The sequence below is a fragment of the Virgibacillus sp. L01 genome (assembly GCF_052246775.1).
GTDB lineage: Bacteria > Bacillota > Bacilli > Bacillales > Amphibacillaceae > Lentibacillus.
On sequence record NZ_JBQQCP010000007.1, the window covers coordinates 177,291 to 191,592 of the forward strand.

Annotated in this window: 17 protein-coding genes; 13 read left to right on the top strand and 4 right to left on the bottom strand. The window is 36.6% G+C overall.

What is annotated here, in order from left to right; translation table 11 throughout:
- Positions 1–259 precede the first annotated feature (259 nt).
- Positions 260–1,729: a sodium:solute symporter family protein gene (locus ACTWQM_RS14180; protein WP_443258814.1), complete on the bottom strand. Its 1,470-nt coding sequence runs from the start codon at positions 1,727–1,729 to the stop codon at positions 260–262.
- 1 nt (position 1,730) lies between these two features.
- On the bottom strand, positions 1,731–1,919 hold the full coding sequence (locus tag ACTWQM_RS14185; RefSeq protein WP_443258815.1) for a hypothetical protein: 189 nt from the start codon (positions 1,917–1,919) through the stop codon (positions 1,731–1,733).
- A 613-nt stretch (positions 1,920–2,532) separates the two neighbouring features.
- On the opposite strand from ACTWQM_RS14185, the gene ACTWQM_RS14190 reads away from it, so the two are divergent.
- The 4 genes from ACTWQM_RS14190 to ACTWQM_RS14205 all read left to right on the top strand — a co-directional run bounded on the left by ACTWQM_RS14190 (position 2,533) and on the right by ACTWQM_RS14205 (position 4,801).
- On the top strand, positions 2,533–3,075 hold the full coding sequence (locus tag ACTWQM_RS14190) for a transcription repressor NadR (RefSeq protein ID WP_443258816.1): 543 nt from the start codon (positions 2,533–2,535) through the stop codon (positions 3,073–3,075).
- 77 nt (positions 3,076–3,152) lie between these two features.
- Positions 3,153–3,623, top strand: a complete 471-nt coding sequence (locus ACTWQM_RS14195; protein ID WP_443258875.1) for a low molecular weight protein-tyrosine-phosphatase — start codon at positions 3,153–3,155, stop codon at positions 3,621–3,623.
- A gap of 20 nt (positions 3,624–3,643) precedes the next feature.
- The gene (locus tag ACTWQM_RS14200) at positions 3,644–3,946 is read left to right on the top strand and encodes a YtxH domain-containing protein (RefSeq protein WP_443258817.1); all 303 of its coding nucleotides are present in this window, start codon (positions 3,644–3,646) and stop codon (positions 3,944–3,946) included.
- A 24-nt stretch (positions 3,947–3,970) separates the two neighbouring features.
- Positions 3,971–4,801 carry a YihY/virulence factor BrkB family protein gene (locus ACTWQM_RS14205; protein ID WP_443258818.1) on the top strand — a complete coding sequence of 277 codons (831 nt, stop codon included), beginning with the start codon at positions 3,971–3,973 and terminating at the stop codon, positions 4,799–4,801.
- A 19-nt stretch (positions 4,802–4,820) separates the two neighbouring features.
- On the opposite strand, the gene ACTWQM_RS14210 is transcribed toward ACTWQM_RS14205, so the two are convergent.
- Positions 4,821–6,755 (bottom strand): heavy metal translocating P-type ATPase, encoded by a 1,935-nt coding sequence (locus ACTWQM_RS14210; RefSeq protein ID WP_443258819.1) that lies wholly within the window; start codon positions 6,753–6,755, stop codon positions 4,821–4,823.
- Between the two features lie 228 nt (positions 6,756–6,983).
- On the opposite strand from ACTWQM_RS14210, the gene ACTWQM_RS14215 reads away from it, so the two are divergent.
- The gene (locus ACTWQM_RS14215) at positions 6,984–7,856 is read left to right on the top strand and encodes a transporter substrate-binding domain-containing protein (RefSeq protein ID WP_443258820.1); all 873 of its coding nucleotides are present in this window, start codon (positions 6,984–6,986) and stop codon (positions 7,854–7,856) included.
- A 6-nt stretch (positions 7,857–7,862) separates the two neighbouring features.
- Positions 7,863–8,549, top strand: coding sequence for an amino acid ABC transporter permease (locus ACTWQM_RS14220; protein WP_443258821.1), 687 nt, complete (start codon positions 7,863–7,865; stop codon positions 8,547–8,549).
- A gap of 503 nt (positions 8,550–9,052) precedes the next feature.
- Here the strand turns inward: ACTWQM_RS14220 and ACTWQM_RS14225 are convergent.
- Entirely contained in the window at positions 9,053–10,219 is a 1,167-nt protein-coding gene (locus ACTWQM_RS14225) for an MFS transporter (RefSeq protein WP_443258822.1), read from the bottom strand.
- A gap of 171 nt (positions 10,220–10,390) precedes the next feature.
- Between ACTWQM_RS14225 and ACTWQM_RS14230 the strand changes: the two genes are divergently transcribed.
- The 7 genes from ACTWQM_RS14230 to ACTWQM_RS14260 all read left to right on the top strand — a co-directional run bounded on the left by ACTWQM_RS14230 (position 10,391) and on the right by ACTWQM_RS14260 (position 14,289).
- On the top strand, positions 10,391–10,783 hold the full coding sequence (locus ACTWQM_RS14230) for an OsmC family protein (RefSeq protein WP_443258823.1): 393 nt from the start codon (positions 10,391–10,393) through the stop codon (positions 10,781–10,783).
- A gap of 62 nt (positions 10,784–10,845) precedes the next feature.
- The gene (locus tag ACTWQM_RS14235; RefSeq protein WP_443258824.1) at positions 10,846–11,643 is read left to right on the top strand and encodes a YfkD family protein; all 798 of its coding nucleotides are present in this window, start codon (positions 10,846–10,848) and stop codon (positions 11,641–11,643) included.
- A 409-nt stretch (positions 11,644–12,052) separates the two neighbouring features.
- Positions 12,053–12,418 carry a hypothetical protein gene (locus tag ACTWQM_RS14240; RefSeq protein ID WP_443258825.1) on the top strand — a complete coding sequence of 122 codons (366 nt, stop codon included), beginning with the start codon at positions 12,053–12,055 and terminating at the stop codon, positions 12,416–12,418.
- A gap of 97 nt (positions 12,419–12,515) precedes the next feature.
- On the top strand, positions 12,516–12,845 hold the full coding sequence (locus ACTWQM_RS14245; protein WP_443258826.1) for a hypothetical protein: 330 nt from the start codon (positions 12,516–12,518) through the stop codon (positions 12,843–12,845).
- Positions 12,846–12,925: 80 nt separating this feature from the next.
- The gene (locus ACTWQM_RS14250; protein ID WP_443258827.1) at positions 12,926–13,141 is read left to right on the top strand and encodes a hypothetical protein; all 216 of its coding nucleotides are present in this window, start codon (positions 12,926–12,928) and stop codon (positions 13,139–13,141) included.
- A gap of 152 nt (positions 13,142–13,293) precedes the next feature.
- Positions 13,294–13,764: a hypothetical protein gene (locus ACTWQM_RS14255; protein WP_443258828.1), complete on the top strand. Its 471-nt coding sequence runs from the start codon at positions 13,294–13,296 to the stop codon at positions 13,762–13,764.
- A 57-nt stretch (positions 13,765–13,821) separates the two neighbouring features.
- A complete protein-coding gene (locus ACTWQM_RS14260; protein WP_443258829.1) occupies positions 13,822–14,289 on the top strand; it encodes an AAA family ATPase in 468 nt (155 codons plus the stop codon).
- The last annotated feature ends 13 nt before the right edge of the window (positions 14,290–14,302 follow it).

A 14,302-nucleotide genomic window follows, 5' to 3' on the forward strand; every position in this document is an offset into this window, starting at 1 on the left:
CGCTTCAACTGTTTGGCGGATCCTCATTCCGTTATTTCCTTAAAATTACTCGTTTTAAGCTTGGGTTCGGATCCTCGTTCCGTTATTTGTCATTTTCACCTCAAATTTGTGTGATTTTCTGCTATTAGCGGAATGAGGATCCGTCTCACCCTTATCAGAGCAGCATTTTTGCTATTTAGCGGAACGAGGATCCACTTCAACTGTGGTATTTTCTCCTCTTAAAGCTGAACTCGTTAATAAGAAGGAGGCTCCTTCGCTTTTATTCGTTGCTTTCCGATTCTGTTTTTAAAATATTGATAAATGCATCTGCTTTTTGTTTTGGTGCCTTTGTTAGAAGGCTTACCCCAATAAAGAGAATGGTGGAAATTAGCAGCCCCCAAATACCGGAAGCAAGTCCCAGTGGTTTTATACCAGTAAATTCAAGTATGAGAACAAGGATGGCAGTTAAAGATACACTGGAGATGACACCGGCAGCAGTTCCGCGCTTCCAGAAGAATGTACCGAAAAAGGCCGGGACGCCAACAATTAATCCAGAAGATGCAGCAACTGACAATACAGCAATTAAATTTAATTCCAGTTCCGCAAATGCATATGCCAAGATTGCGATTACTGGAATAACGATTTTTCCAACTTGCAATTGCTTCTTATCATTTGGACGCTTTTTCAAGTTACCGTAAACATCACGGGCAAACATTGACGACAATGTCAGCATGATGGAATCAATAGTTGAGACGGCGGCAGCCAAAATACCGACCATTACAATAACACCCAATACAGGCGGAACAAGGTCAGATGACAACAATTTTGGAGTTGCCAGGTCTGCTGTCGAAAGATCCGGAAATAATTGAAGTGCGGAAAAACCCCATAAGACCGATACAAAAGTGTAGATGAGGCCAAACACAAGAAAGCCGATCAGCATTTGACGTAACCCTTTTATTGAAGATGGCATGAACATCCGCTGGCTCACTTGCGGGTTAGACAAACTAAAGAAAAACCATGGTAGTGTCATTCCAAGGAAGGTTAAGATATTAAAATAGCCATTACCAGGTACAGAAAGCGCATCTGAATGATTCGTTTGCAGGTTATCAAAGAATTGGCCGAATCCACCCAATCCATTAATTACTAACAACGCTACAATTGTTGACGTAATAATCATAATCACTGCCTGCAGCGAATCTGTCCACATTACAGAACGTATACCAGCTACATAGGAATAAAGAATCGCCAGCACTGTTGCAATTATGACACCTGCCGTAAACGGAATGGCATCATCGGTGATACCTTGTAAAAGATATCCTACTCCAGCAAGCTGTACCGCACAATACGGTATGAGAAATAAACAACTAACAAGTGCAATTGCAGATGCAGCAGGTTTGCTTTCATAACGATCGCCGACCATTTCAGAAGGTGTTACATACCCATATTTTTTCCCGGCCAGCCAGAAACGTCGCCCGAATAATGCGACTAGTGAAACACCTGTAAAATAAACAATTTCAAAACCAAGTGCCCCAACACCACCTTGATAAGTCAGCCCGGCCAGACCAACCATCATAAATGCGCTGTAAGTCGTTGCGCTGTAACTTAAAGCTGAAAGGATGCCGTTCATTTGACGACCCCCAAGGTAATACCCCGACATGTCTGTCCTATCGCCACGACGAGATTTATACGCAACAAATAATGCTAGAATAATATAAAGTGCAATTCCCCAAATTACCATATTTGTATTCAACTTACTTCCCCCAATCCTTTGTAACCATGAAATTTGCAACGATGATAAGTAATCCGATCCCCCCCCATAAAAGGAAGCTTCCATACCAGGCTTGAATACCTGATAGAACTGTGTAGGGAAGGACATAGGCTAATAATATTAGGAAAACAATTAGAACGCCCCACACAACTTTCGACTTATTATGTTTCATTACAGTAAATCCCCTTCCTTGTGAAATGATGAGCAAAATTAATAACACTATGCTAAATGTTTGTATTGTTTAACGACTACCCGACATTTACATGTGTCTTTACACTTATATTTACACATTAAAAGTAAAAAAGCAATACTTTTTTCACTTGGGCTGCTTTGTAAAGTTTGTTGTTATTGATATGAGGAATTATGAGATACTCCAATGGTCATCGGTAAGAATGGTCACTCATGAGAGTTAAGAGAACCCAAAATTTGTTCGAATAGCGGGAAACGGTCACTCATCTGTCTAGTATTTTACCGCAGTATTGGATTGGCACTAGTCTTAAATAACGATAGTAGGAAACGACAATGAAGTTGTGACGCAACTTTATATCATCTACGGGGCATGTAAAAGGTATAATCTTTTAGTAAGCAGCATTTTCTGTTAGTGAGGTTTGAGTTCAGGTATTAATCTATTGGGGTTCTACAAAGTAGAATACACTGTTCAGAAACATTCCATTAGCAATATCCTAAATTTTTTTGCAAAAATAAATGGTGTCTGATGCATGAAGGGAACTTGTTCGGTATAATGAAGTATATGATATCTAACAGGTAATTTTAGGGGGATCAATATGAAAGAAGAAGGGAATAAGGTACTTGGCGAAAAAAGAAGACGTTTAATCTTAACGTGGCTGAAAGATAGTAGTGATCCGATGACCGGTAAATTATTAGCAGAACGGATGAATGTCAGTCGCCAGGTTATCGTACAGGATGTTTCCCTGTTAAAGGCAAAAGGTGAACCCATAATTGCTACCTCACGCGGGTATGTTTATTTTCAGGAGAATAAAAAGAATCCTAAGGTCCAGAGAGTAATAGCGGTTTGTCATCTGTCAGAAGAAACAGAGGTTGAGCTTTATACACTTGTTGATCATGGGGTATCGGTTCAAAATGTAATGGTGGAGCACCCTATTTACGGAGATATTACTGGATCATTGATGTTAAAAAATCGCCGTGATGTTGATGCTTTTCTTGATGAGATGAAACAAACAAAAGCTGCTTTGCTATCCCAGCTCACTGAAGGTGTTCACTTACATACGATTGAGGCTGAAACACAAGTCCAGCTTGATGAAGCTTGTGAAGCATTGCGTACCAAAGGGATATTGTTAGAACAATAAGGAAAAAAGCGTATATGACATTTTACTTAATCTGCAAACAATAATTGATTATAATACGAATGAAGGGTAGGATGAATATGATTCGCGTTTTATTTGTGTGTTTAGGAAACATCTGCCGTTCCCCGATGGCTGAAGCAGTTTTTCGTGATTTAGTTGATAAGGAAAATTTAACTGGTAAAATTGAAGCTGACTCAGGAGGAATTGGTGACTGGCATTCTGGAGAACCGCCTCATAAAGGTACCAGAAAATTGTTAGATAAGTTTCAAATAGGGTATAAGGAATTAAAGGCTAGACAAGTTAATGTTAGTGACTGGGGAAATTTCGATTATATCATTGCAATGGATGAGCAAAATAGAAAGGATATGCAAAGTGTAAGTAATAAAGCTGGGAGCGCCAAGTTGGCTAAGCTTATGGACTTTGTGGAAGATCCTCGGGAAGGAAATATACCAGACCCTTACTATACAGACAACTTTGATTACACATATGAATTAATTTCAGAAGGCTGTAATGAATTATTGAAGTATATTAGAGCAGAGAACAACATATAAGATAAAAGGAGCGATACAGAATGGGCAAACGAAATGTTTTATTTGGAGTATTAATGGGTGCAATTGTAGGTGGCTTAGTTTCATTATTTAATAATGATGCAAGAAATTATACAAAACTAAAAATGAATTATGCTAAAAACAGGTCAGGCTATTATATGAAACATCCATCAGAGGCGGTTCGAAGCGCCAGGGATAGTTTTGATAAGTTCAACAAAGAGTTCTCAAGCGGTGCAGAAAATGCGATTAATGCTTTAGAACAAGTAGAAAACACCTTAGACAAATTTGCGAATAAAGATCAAAAGGACTTGGAAAGCAACCTGTAAGTATTGATATAAGGTGGTTAGAATTTGAAAAGGAGTATGGCATTTTTAAAAGAACTTTATCATCGGATTACGGAAGATGATATATTTGGATTATCAGCTCAGTTAGCCTACTTTTTCTTATTATCCCTTTTCCCTTTCCTGTTGTTTCTAATGACTTTAATTGGTTATTTGCCAATTGACCAATCAACTGTAATAAGTTTTATTGAGACATACGCACCTGGACAAATAACAGATTTGATAAATCAAAATGTGAGTGAGTTGATGAATGATCAAAATGGACAATTACTCTCGATTGGTATTATCGGTACGCTTTGGTCAGCATCGAATGCAATAAATGCAATTATGCGAGGGTTTAATCGAGCTTATGATGTTGATGAGGATCGTTCTTTTATAGTTTCCCGGCTTATAGCGATTGTGTTAACAATTGCAATGGTGCTTATAATTTGTGTGGCATTCTTATTGCCTATTTTTGGAAAAACGATTGGCGTATACATCTTCACATTTTTTGGGTTATCTGCTGGTTTTCTAAGTGTATGGGAAACATTGCGCTGGGTTATTTCTTCTGTCGTATTTTTCATTGTATTAGTAGCATTGTATAAGCTTGCACCCAATAAACGGATTTATTTTAAAAATGCAGTTTGGGGTGCGCTCTTTGCAACAGTAGGCTGGCAGCTAGTCTCATTGGCATTTTCTTTCTATGTAAGTTCAATGGGTAACTACTCAGCAACATACGGTAGTTTAGGAACCGTGATAGTCCTTATGATATGGTTTTATATATCTGGAGTAATTATTATGATTGGTGGAGCCATTAACGCAATCCTTAAAAAAGGAATAGGACATGAAAATACAAAATAGCTATCACATATTGTGATAGCTATTTTAATAAACGCAATCCATTTAAAATAACTAAAATAGTACTTCCTTCATGACCGATTACACCTAATGGTAAATCTACTAGTTGTAAAAAGTTTGAAGCTATTAATAATAGAATTACACTTAAGGAGAATACGACATTTTGTTTTATAATTCGATTCATTCGGCCGGATAACTGAATGGCATTTGTTATTTTCGGCAAATCATTTTTCATTAATACGACATCTGCTGTTTCGAGTGCTACATCGGTTCCTTTCCCCATGGCAATTCCAACATTTGCACTAGCTAATGCTGGTGCATCATTAATACCGTCCCCAACCATTGCGACATTCTCATACTTGGTTCGAAGCTGCTTTACATGATTCACTTTTTCCTCTGGAAGGCACTCAGCAATATAATGGTCTATTCCTGCTTCAGCAGAAATTGCTTTAGCAGTTGTTTCGTTATCCCCTGTCAGCATTATTGTATGCACACCATGCTTTTTTAACATCTTAATCGCTTGTTTTGTATTGTTTCTGATTGTATCTTTGAGAGCGTAAAGCGCTACAATTTCATCATTTGCTTTGACGAATACGATGGTTTTCCCTTGTTCAGCGAGTTCCTTTGCAATGCCACCCTGAAAGTTGAAAGCGTCCTGTTCACCAACAAATCCAGCTTTACCAATTTCCCATTTCTCATTATTTACAAAAGCAGAAACACCATTGCCGCTTACTGTTGTAACATGCTGGATCTCCATATCATGTACGTCTGTAAATTCAGCGCTATAGGCGGAGATTGCTTTCGCCAATGGGTGAATGGATTCTTTTTCAATAGCTCCGGCAATAGCAAACACGTTTTCCTTATTACGGTTGGTATGAACATATGTGTCTGTAACTTCAGGTGTACCGTTCGTTAAAGTCCCAGTCTTGTCAAAAGCTATTGCTTTAATATGACTTAAGTTTTCAACATGAACGCCGCCTTTAAACAGTATTCCATTTTTAGCGCTGTTTGAAATAGCAGATAATGTTGCTGGCATAATCGACGCTACCAAGGCACAGGGTGACGCAACAACTAGCAAAATCATTGCCCGGTAAATACTCTCTGATAATGTCCAACCAAAAACGAAGTAGGGTAAAAACATCATAATGGCAACCACAGCAAGAACTACTTTTACATAGGTTCCTTCAAATCGTTCGATAAACAACTGTGAAGGGGATTTTTCCTCTTGAGCTGATTGAACCATTTGAATGATTTTTTGAAAAAGCGTTTCATCTGCATGTTTGGTAATCTTTATTGAAATGGATCCGTCCAGTGCAACTGTTCCCGCAAACACATCATGACTGCTTATTTTGCCTACAGGTACTGATTCCCCGGTAATAGCACTTTCATCGATTGCTGTTTCGCCTTTCACAATCACCCCATCAGCAGGTATTCGTTCACCAGCGCGGACCAAAATGGTGTCATGAAGCTTTAGTTCAGAAACAGGTACAATTTCCTCCTGTCCATTTGTAGTCCTCAATGCCTGCTCTGGCTGTAGGTCCATAAGTGATGATATTGCCTTATCACTTTTCTTCAGTGTATATGTCTCTAGAGCTCCAGATAATGCAAAGATAAATATAAGGATAGCACCTTCAGTCCAATAGCCGATGGAGGCTGATCCAATAGCAGCAAAAATCATCAGCATTTCCACATTTAGATCTCTATTGGCTATTGTTTCCTGAATTCCTTCTTTTGCTTTAGCATAGCCACCAATTACAAAGGCAATCAGGTGCAGAATAACCCATGCAGTAGAGGAAATGGTGCCCTCAAGTGACCATGTGATTAGAATTATCAAACCACTGAGCAACGCAGCAATTAACTCGGCATGAGTAATAGAGCGTTTAAACGAATGTTTTGTGAAAAAGGATTTGAATAAATGTAGTTTTGGTAGAAACAAAGCTTTTGAATTAGTTGTCATTTTATTAACTCCCTAGATTATAATAATTATAAATTAATACTTGTTATTATTTTAACACTGGATTAAATAAAGTCAAGTGCAAAAACACGTCTGGTAAGACAGTTTTAAAATTATATAAATACAGAACTGATTTTTGTTGAAACAATAGACTTATACTGTTACAATCACTATAAACTTTTATATATAACACCATACAGTAAAGTGGTGATGAGAAAAGGAGTGTAGTTTATGTATATAAAGAAGTTAGTATTTATGTTAGTTGTAACAGTATTTGCATTGACAGCATGTGGTGATGAGGGGAAACAAACAACGGATAGCAGCGAATCTGAAGATAGCATGTGGGCTGAAATTCAAGAATCAGGAGAATTGGTTGTTGGCACTTCCGGCACTCTTATTGCATCATCCTATTATAAGGGTGAAGGGGAAAGTAAAGATCAATTAACTGGTTACGATGTTGAAGTGATGAGAGAGATAGCAAACCGGCTCGACCTTGAAGTATCCTACGAAATTATGGGAATTGATAGCATGCTTCCAGCTATTAAAAGTGGAAGAATCGATGTAGCTGCAAACGATATTGAAATAACAAGCAGCAGAAAAGAGGAATTTAATTTTAGTAATCCTTATAAATATTCTTATTCCACGATGGTTGTTCGTAAAGGAGATTATTCCGGGATAAATTCACTTGAAGATTTGGAAGGTAAAGAAGCTGGTGGTGGTGCAACAACTGTTTACAGTGAGATTGCCAGACATTTTGGTGCGAAAGTCAGAACATACGGAAACGCACCTAATGAAGCCTATTTGCGTGATGTACATAACGGCAGAACTGATGTAATTGTAAATGACTACTATTTATCGAAATTTGGTGTTGCTGCATTTCCAGAGTTTGATATAATGCTTCACCCAGAGTTAAAGTTTCATCCTACAGAACAGGCTGCGATTTTACCAAATCGAGCAGATAAATTAACCGAAGAAATTAATAAAGTTTTGAAAGAAATGCGGGAAGATGGGACGTTGTCAGAACTAGCTAAGAAGTTTTACAAAGAAGATGCTTCCAAACGACCTGAAGGTGAAATTAAAGAAATTGAAGGATTGGAACTATAATTGTTTATGATTTATCTGAATGGCTTTGACTTTGGCGGAGTGTTTGATGTTGAATTGGCATTAGAAAGCCTGCCTTTTGTATTAGGGGGGTTACCAACTACCCTGGGTGTCGCAATAGCAGGTATGGCGATTGGTATGGTTCTGGGATTGTTTTTAGCGTTAGGGCGAAATTCAAATAACTTTATATTGCGCTGGCCATCCAGGGTGTACATTTCCTTTATGCGTGGCACGCCAATCCTAGTTTTTCTATTTATATTATATTTTGGACTCCCATATGTTGGACTTGAATTGTCGGCGTTGGTCGCTGCCTCAGCAGGCTTCGGACTGAATAGTGCAGCTTTTATAGCAGAAATCAATCGAGCCTCATTGAATAGTATTGACAATGGTCAATGGGAGTCATCCAAAGCTCTGAATATAGGTTATTGGAAAACCTTAAGAAAAGTTATTTTGCCTCAAGCAACCAGAACTGCAATTCCGCCGTTAACAAATGTGTTTATGGACATTGTTAAAGCAACTTCCCTGGCAGCGGTAATTACTGTACCAGAGATGTTTCAAAAAACACAGATTGTTGTAGGTCGGGAATTCGACGCCATGACTTTGTATATATTGGTCGCACTAATATACTGGCCAATCTGTGTAGTTATTTCATTTATGCAGGATCGTTTAGAAGCTAAATATAGCAGATTTTTATAGAGGAAAAGGGACATAGACATAACTAAAACTATCCGCTTAAAGACGAATCATAACAAGATAAAATGTTGAGAACGTTCATATTCCAATGGTTGGATTTAATACGTAGTTGATATAAACTGCGAAGTACTTTTTAAAAAGTTTGAGTGCTATTATGCCGCTCCGGAAATACATTTCGCGCACCTACGTCGCTGCGTAGTCTCATCTAGGCCTCGCCTCAGCTCCCACAGGAGTCTACGTGTATTTCTTCCGCTGGTGACCCCTGCGGGAATAGCACGTGTCCGAAGACCCCGCGGAGTAACTAAATGAGGTCGTACCCTAAGGTGCGCATCCGCCCGTAGTGACCCCGGACGGCGGGACGAGAGGTTTATAGATGTTATTCCAGCAGCTACTTCGCAGTTTATACCTAATGAGTAACAAAAATAAATCCGAACTAATTCGAATTCTATCTCAAGAATTTTGAATTAAGTTCGGATTTTAATTTGGTTAGAACGTTTGAATCTTAACTAACTATATTGTATTTCGACATTCTTCTTCACGTAGGTTGCTGTTAGAATAAGCAGCAACATGAAGACAATCACGTAAAAGAATGAAACTCCAGGGAAATACTCGAGAAACAGGCCTCCTAAATATGGGCCGCTTATACTTCCAATACTAAACGCAATTCCGGTCATTAAATTTCCAGCCGGTAAAAGTGAAGGCGGTAAAATATCTGCTAAAAATGTAATACTTAAAGAAAACAATGAGCCGGTGAACATACCAGCTAATGTAAATGTAATAAACAATGCGACTACTGAGTGTTCTAACGAAGCAGCAGCAAGGAAGCAAAAGATCCCGAAAGTCAGTACTGCTAGAAGGATATTTCTTCTACCTAGTCGGTCGCTCAACATACCTAGTGGTATTTGCGTTATGACACTTCCGGCCGCAAAACAGGGAATAATGATTGAGAGCATTTCCACATCATGACCGATCCTTAGACCATAAACCGGAAAAATACTATGTAATGTAGCTTCCAGAAAGCCATAGCCAAATGCGGGCAGAAGAGCAACCCAGGCTATTTTGCCAGTTTTAATAAAGCGGCCTAATGAGCTAGATGTACTGCTGGCGTTGATCTCGTCCTTTTCCGGAAATTTGTTTCTAACAAAGAACATGGATGACCAAACAAGCATACTGAGTCCTGCCGATAATAGAAAAGGAAGTGCTTGGCTAATCTCCAATAAACGTGTCATAAGTGGTCCTAATGTAAAACCTACTCCGAAAAACAAACCATAGAAAGCAATATTTCTTCCCCTGGATTCCTTTGCGCTAGTTGTTGTAATCCAGGTTTGCGTTCCGAAGTGCAGCATGTTATCACCAATCCCGATAGTGACACGTAAAATAAACCAAAACCATAATGACTGCCAAAGAGGAAATAGTGCCAAAGAGATAAATACAAGCATTCCTCCAACGACAATGATTGGCTTGAATCCGTACTTTCGCATTGGTTTTTCCATAAATGGGGAAGCTAAAAGCACACCAATATATAGCCCTGTTGCATGTAATCCGTTAACAGATGACGCTATCCCACTTTGTTCCAGAATAATAGCTAATAAGGGAAGAATCATGCCTTGAGAGAATCCTGAAATAGAGACAAGAGAAATTAATATCCAAAATCTTGTTTGCTCTGATGCCATATTTCCCCTCCTTCGATCTCATATGAATGTGGATGTACAGGTCCATTCAATGTAATTGTTTTCGTAAAAAAGGTCAATTCAAATACATTTAACTAAAAAGAAGTTATGATGTTTGCAATAAAGGTTAAATATAAATAAGCTATCCATATATAATAAAGGAGTGAATCTATAATGAATTTCTACTTAAAAGAAAATGGGATGCAGGTTGATTTAGAGTACGGGTCGCTTGATGTATCAGGTAATGAAGACTATGGGTTTCGACCTTTTCAGCTAATGATTGCTTCAATTGCAGGGTGCAGTGGTTCGGTGTTACGAAAAATTTTAGCTAAACAGCGAATAAAATATGAAGATTTATCTATCAATGCGGAAGCTGAAAGGAATCCAGAGGAAGCAAATCGAATAGAACGTATTGTGTTGTATTATGTTATTAAAGGCTACCATTTAGATCCTGACAAACTAAGCAAGAACTTAGCACTTGCAAGAAAAAATTGCTCCATGATTCGCTCTGTTGAAGATAGTATAACAATTGAAGAACATTTAGAAACAATTGAGTTAAGTCAGTAATATTAGAAGTATAATATTCATGTGTCTGAAAAAACTAAGCTAAAAGGAAAGGAATGGGACGCATGAAAAAAAGAACATACACCACAGCATTAATTTTATTTGTTTTCGTTTTTTTACTTCCTTTTAATAGCTTGGGAAAGGAAGAAAAAGATTCAGAAAATGAATATGAAGTACCAAGTCATGTCTTGAATATATCAAAAGAAAATACTTATCCGAATTCAACTGAGGATCAGGAGGTTGTTGAATCGAGTGGGTTAACGAAGGAATTGATTGGTGAGCTTGATATACCAATTGAAAATCCGGACTTGATAAAAATGCTCAACGAGACATCAATTAAACCATCACCAATTGCATTTGGATATCGTGGCATGGTTTACCTTGGTCGATGGCCGCTCAACTACAAATCAGATGAGACGAATATAAACTGGGAGTACCAAAAGATTAATACGAATGAGTTAAACAATATTGGCGGCGAATCAAATCAGGAAATGCATTATACACAGAAGGAAAAAGAGGAAATCAAGGGTGCATTAACGAACAAAATTACAGACCCAGACGACATTAAAAAAATGATGTTACTAAAATCAAAAGAGAGCACAAAATTGCCACTCTCCTATAGCACGGTAATCGGAAAAGGCACGAAGAAGGAAAACTCCTATAATGTCCCAGCCAAAAAGTATGGACACTTACAAGCCTATGCGCCTGCTATCAACGAAAAAGGTCAGGTGACCTTTGGAGAAGTTTACTTCCGATTAAAAGGGTCAAATAAATCACTTGTAATTAAAAATGTAACTAAACAAGGAATTGGTGCATGGATACCGATTCAGGATCACGTATCCTTCTCTTTTCAGCTACGATAAGAGCAATGTTGTTTTGTAAAAACCCCTGAAACTTTTCTAACGGGTTCGTTTCCTATCACAAACACTAAAAATGTAATGTAAATGACCATCATTTGTATGCCAATGATGGTCATTTTTTGTTGATGTACTAATATTCTAGGTTTAATATCCATTAAAATTGTAGTGTAATATGTACCCCAATTTGTTAGGTAACAATAGCTAGTGTAAGTCTACATTTTGACCTACAAATTCGTATGTAAATTGGCATACATAAATTTACCAATAAATTGTTAAATTGGTTAGTTTTCGCTTGATTTTACAAGGTATTCTGAATATTTATGGTAAAATAAATACAGATTTTGTGAAGAAATGTACTTAAACGCAGCAGGTTAATTGAATAGGAGATAAAGAACACAGGGGGAAGAAAAATATGAAAATCAAAAATATTATTATCGTGGTATCTGTTTTATTGAATGTTGTATTTGGCTTTTTATTCTATAATGAGACTACAAAAAAAGGTCCCGTTGATGTTGGACTATCGTTTAAAGAAGCAGTTCGAGTTGAAAATTATGAACTCGCTAAAACACTTATGGCTGAAGGCAGACAAGAACATATAGCTGAGGAAACATTAAAGAAAGTAAATGAAGTTATGAGTGCTGGTACAAGTTTTAAAACCTATGAGTTGTTGGAATTTGATAATGGAGAAATGGTATTACTTAATTTAACACCAGACGCAAAGTATGAAATACAAGATGTTGTAATTGTTCCTGATGAATTAAAATCCATCTTTAAATAAAAGACAATCTTATTGCGTTAACGGGTGCTTTCCTTCAATAAGGAATCGTATCTTATTCAACTATAGACGCAGAATAGTTTAGTAACGATAAGAGGGGGTGATTAAAATTAGAAAAACCTCAAATTTATTAGGGATAATTGCAGGTATCGCCAGTATAATTTTATGGTTTGTTCTTAAACCAACTGAATATGAGCCAATGATAAACACATTCTTTTCATTGGCTCTTCCAGCAGTTGTAGCAATCATAGCTTCTTTAATATCTTATAACTTCTTAATGTTGATTGCATTCTTGTGGTCATTACCAATTAGCTTATATATGGTGCTTACACCAAGCTACTTTGCTCTATTTGGAATTACTTGTACTTGTTATTTAATTAGTTTTATATTATTGCTATTAGACAGAAGAAGAAACAAACAAGGACAGTGATTAGTATTAAATTAAAGATTAATAAGAATGTCATTTACTGTAAAAGATTATTATTTATTATATGAAGGAGGTATTTATATTTGAAAGAATTTATTGGTACATTTTTGGCTTGTATTGTTATTTGTTGGATTTTTTCATTTTTCTTTCTTGGTCTTATCGTAGAAAATATTTGGGCTTTAATTATTTTTATTGCATTTTTTTTAGCAGTGTTAATTACAGTTTTTATAAAACAGGAATCAAGAATTGAAGAATTAGAAAAGAAAGTGGAAAAGTTATTAAATAACAAACAGGATTAAGATGTATTGTGAATTATTGTACTTAAAGTAACGGGTACAATAGCTGAACAAGGGGCTGTCGAATGCGGCAATTCCTATTAGGTTAATGGGGCAGTAAAGTTAAATAATATTGGCTTGAAAATGTGTTGAGTTAAAAAAAAGGGGATTTCACAATGAAAAAAATCATAACACTTATTATTTCATTATCTCTTACAACATTTTTAGTTAGTGGTTGTTCGAGTGAGGGGCAAAACCTTGATGGTCAAAAGCAAATCCAATTTTCATTATCTCAAAAAGGTTCAAATGGAAATTGGGAAGTGACAGATAAAATTACAGGTCTTTATTACAATCTTGAAAAGTTAGTAAATTCAAGACACGAATTAACCATAGTTCCTAAAAATGATGTTGATTACAAATCTCTAACCATTACTTTAAAAATTGGCGATGAAGTAGTCGGGTATTATGAAGAAGATAACGGTGAAAGGGAAGAAAACGAATTTAATGCACAGTTAAATCAAAATGGTAACTATAAGGTGACACAAGGAACTTTTATTAACAATAATGAAGGTGATACCTTTTGGGAAGAAGATGTAACGATTGTTATTGAATATGATAACCAAAAGGAAGAAATCAAATTAGGATGATTGTTAAACTAACGAGTGCTTTAGTGAAAAAGGTAGGCTATTTAAGGAGAGTTGATTATGACTCTTGTATTTATAACGGGATTATCTGGTGTAGGTAAATCATATACATTGGAACGATTAGAAGAACAAGGATACAAAACTGTTGATACGGATTACGGTTATATTACCAACATTAAAGATGGTGATACAGAAGAGACGGTCTTGAATGAAGAAAAAATGACAAGATTGATAAATGACAATAAGCAATCCCATTTATTTATTGCAGGTTGTTATTCAAACCAAAGTAAGTTTTATAAACATTTCGATTATGTGGTCCTACTAACAGCAGAGTATGACGAAATGATTAAAAGAATAGATGAAAGGACTACAAATTTATATGGGAAAAGACTGGAGGAAAAGGAAGAGATAATAAATAGTTTTAATAATGTATTACCATTATTAAAGAGTAGTTCAGATAAGATTATTGAAACGACAAAAATAGATGTAGATATAATTTGTGGAAAGTTAATAAGTTTATTGTACTAAAGGGTACTTTAGT

Excerpts from the sequence above, each read along its gene's own strand:
- ACTWQM_RS14185 (WP_443258815.1), bottom strand. The coding sequence starts at position 1,919 with ATGAAACATAATAAGTCGAAAGTTGTGTGGGGCGTTCTAATTGTTTTC.
- ACTWQM_RS14190 (WP_443258816.1), top strand. The coding sequence starts at position 2,533 with ATGAAAGAAGAAGGGAATAAGGTACTTGGCGAAAAAAGAAGACGTTTA.
- ACTWQM_RS14195 (WP_443258875.1), top strand. The coding sequence starts at position 3,153 with ATGATTCGCGTTTTATTTGTGTGTTTAGGAAACATCTGCCGTTCCCCG.
- ACTWQM_RS14200 (WP_443258817.1), top strand. The coding sequence starts at position 3,644 with ATGGGCAAACGAAATGTTTTATTTGGAGTATTAATGGGTGCAATTGTA.
- ACTWQM_RS14210 (WP_443258819.1), bottom strand. The coding sequence starts at position 6,755 with ATGACAACTAATTCAAAAGCTTTGTTTCTACCAAAACTACATTTATTC.
- ACTWQM_RS14215 (WP_443258820.1), top strand. The coding sequence starts at position 6,984 with ATGTATATAAAGAAGTTAGTATTTATGTTAGTTGTAACAGTATTTGCA.
- ACTWQM_RS14220 (WP_443258821.1), top strand. The coding sequence starts at position 7,863 with ATGATTTATCTGAATGGCTTTGACTTTGGCGGAGTGTTTGATGTTGAA.
- ACTWQM_RS14225 (WP_443258822.1), bottom strand. The coding sequence starts at position 10,219 with ATGGCATCAGAGCAAACAAGATTTTGGATATTAATTTCTCTTGTCTCT.
- ACTWQM_RS14230 (WP_443258823.1), top strand. The coding sequence starts at position 10,391 with ATGAATTTCTACTTAAAAGAAAATGGGATGCAGGTTGATTTAGAGTAC.
- ACTWQM_RS14235 (WP_443258824.1), top strand. The coding sequence starts at position 10,846 with ATGAAAAAAAGAACATACACCACAGCATTAATTTTATTTGTTTTCGTT.
- ACTWQM_RS14240 (WP_443258825.1), top strand. The coding sequence starts at position 12,053 with ATGAAAATCAAAAATATTATTATCGTGGTATCTGTTTTATTGAATGTT.
- ACTWQM_RS14255 (WP_443258828.1), top strand. The coding sequence starts at position 13,294 with ATGAAAAAAATCATAACACTTATTATTTCATTATCTCTTACAACATTT.
- ACTWQM_RS14260 (WP_443258829.1), top strand. The coding sequence starts at position 13,822 with ATGACTCTTGTATTTATAACGGGATTATCTGGTGTAGGTAAATCATAT.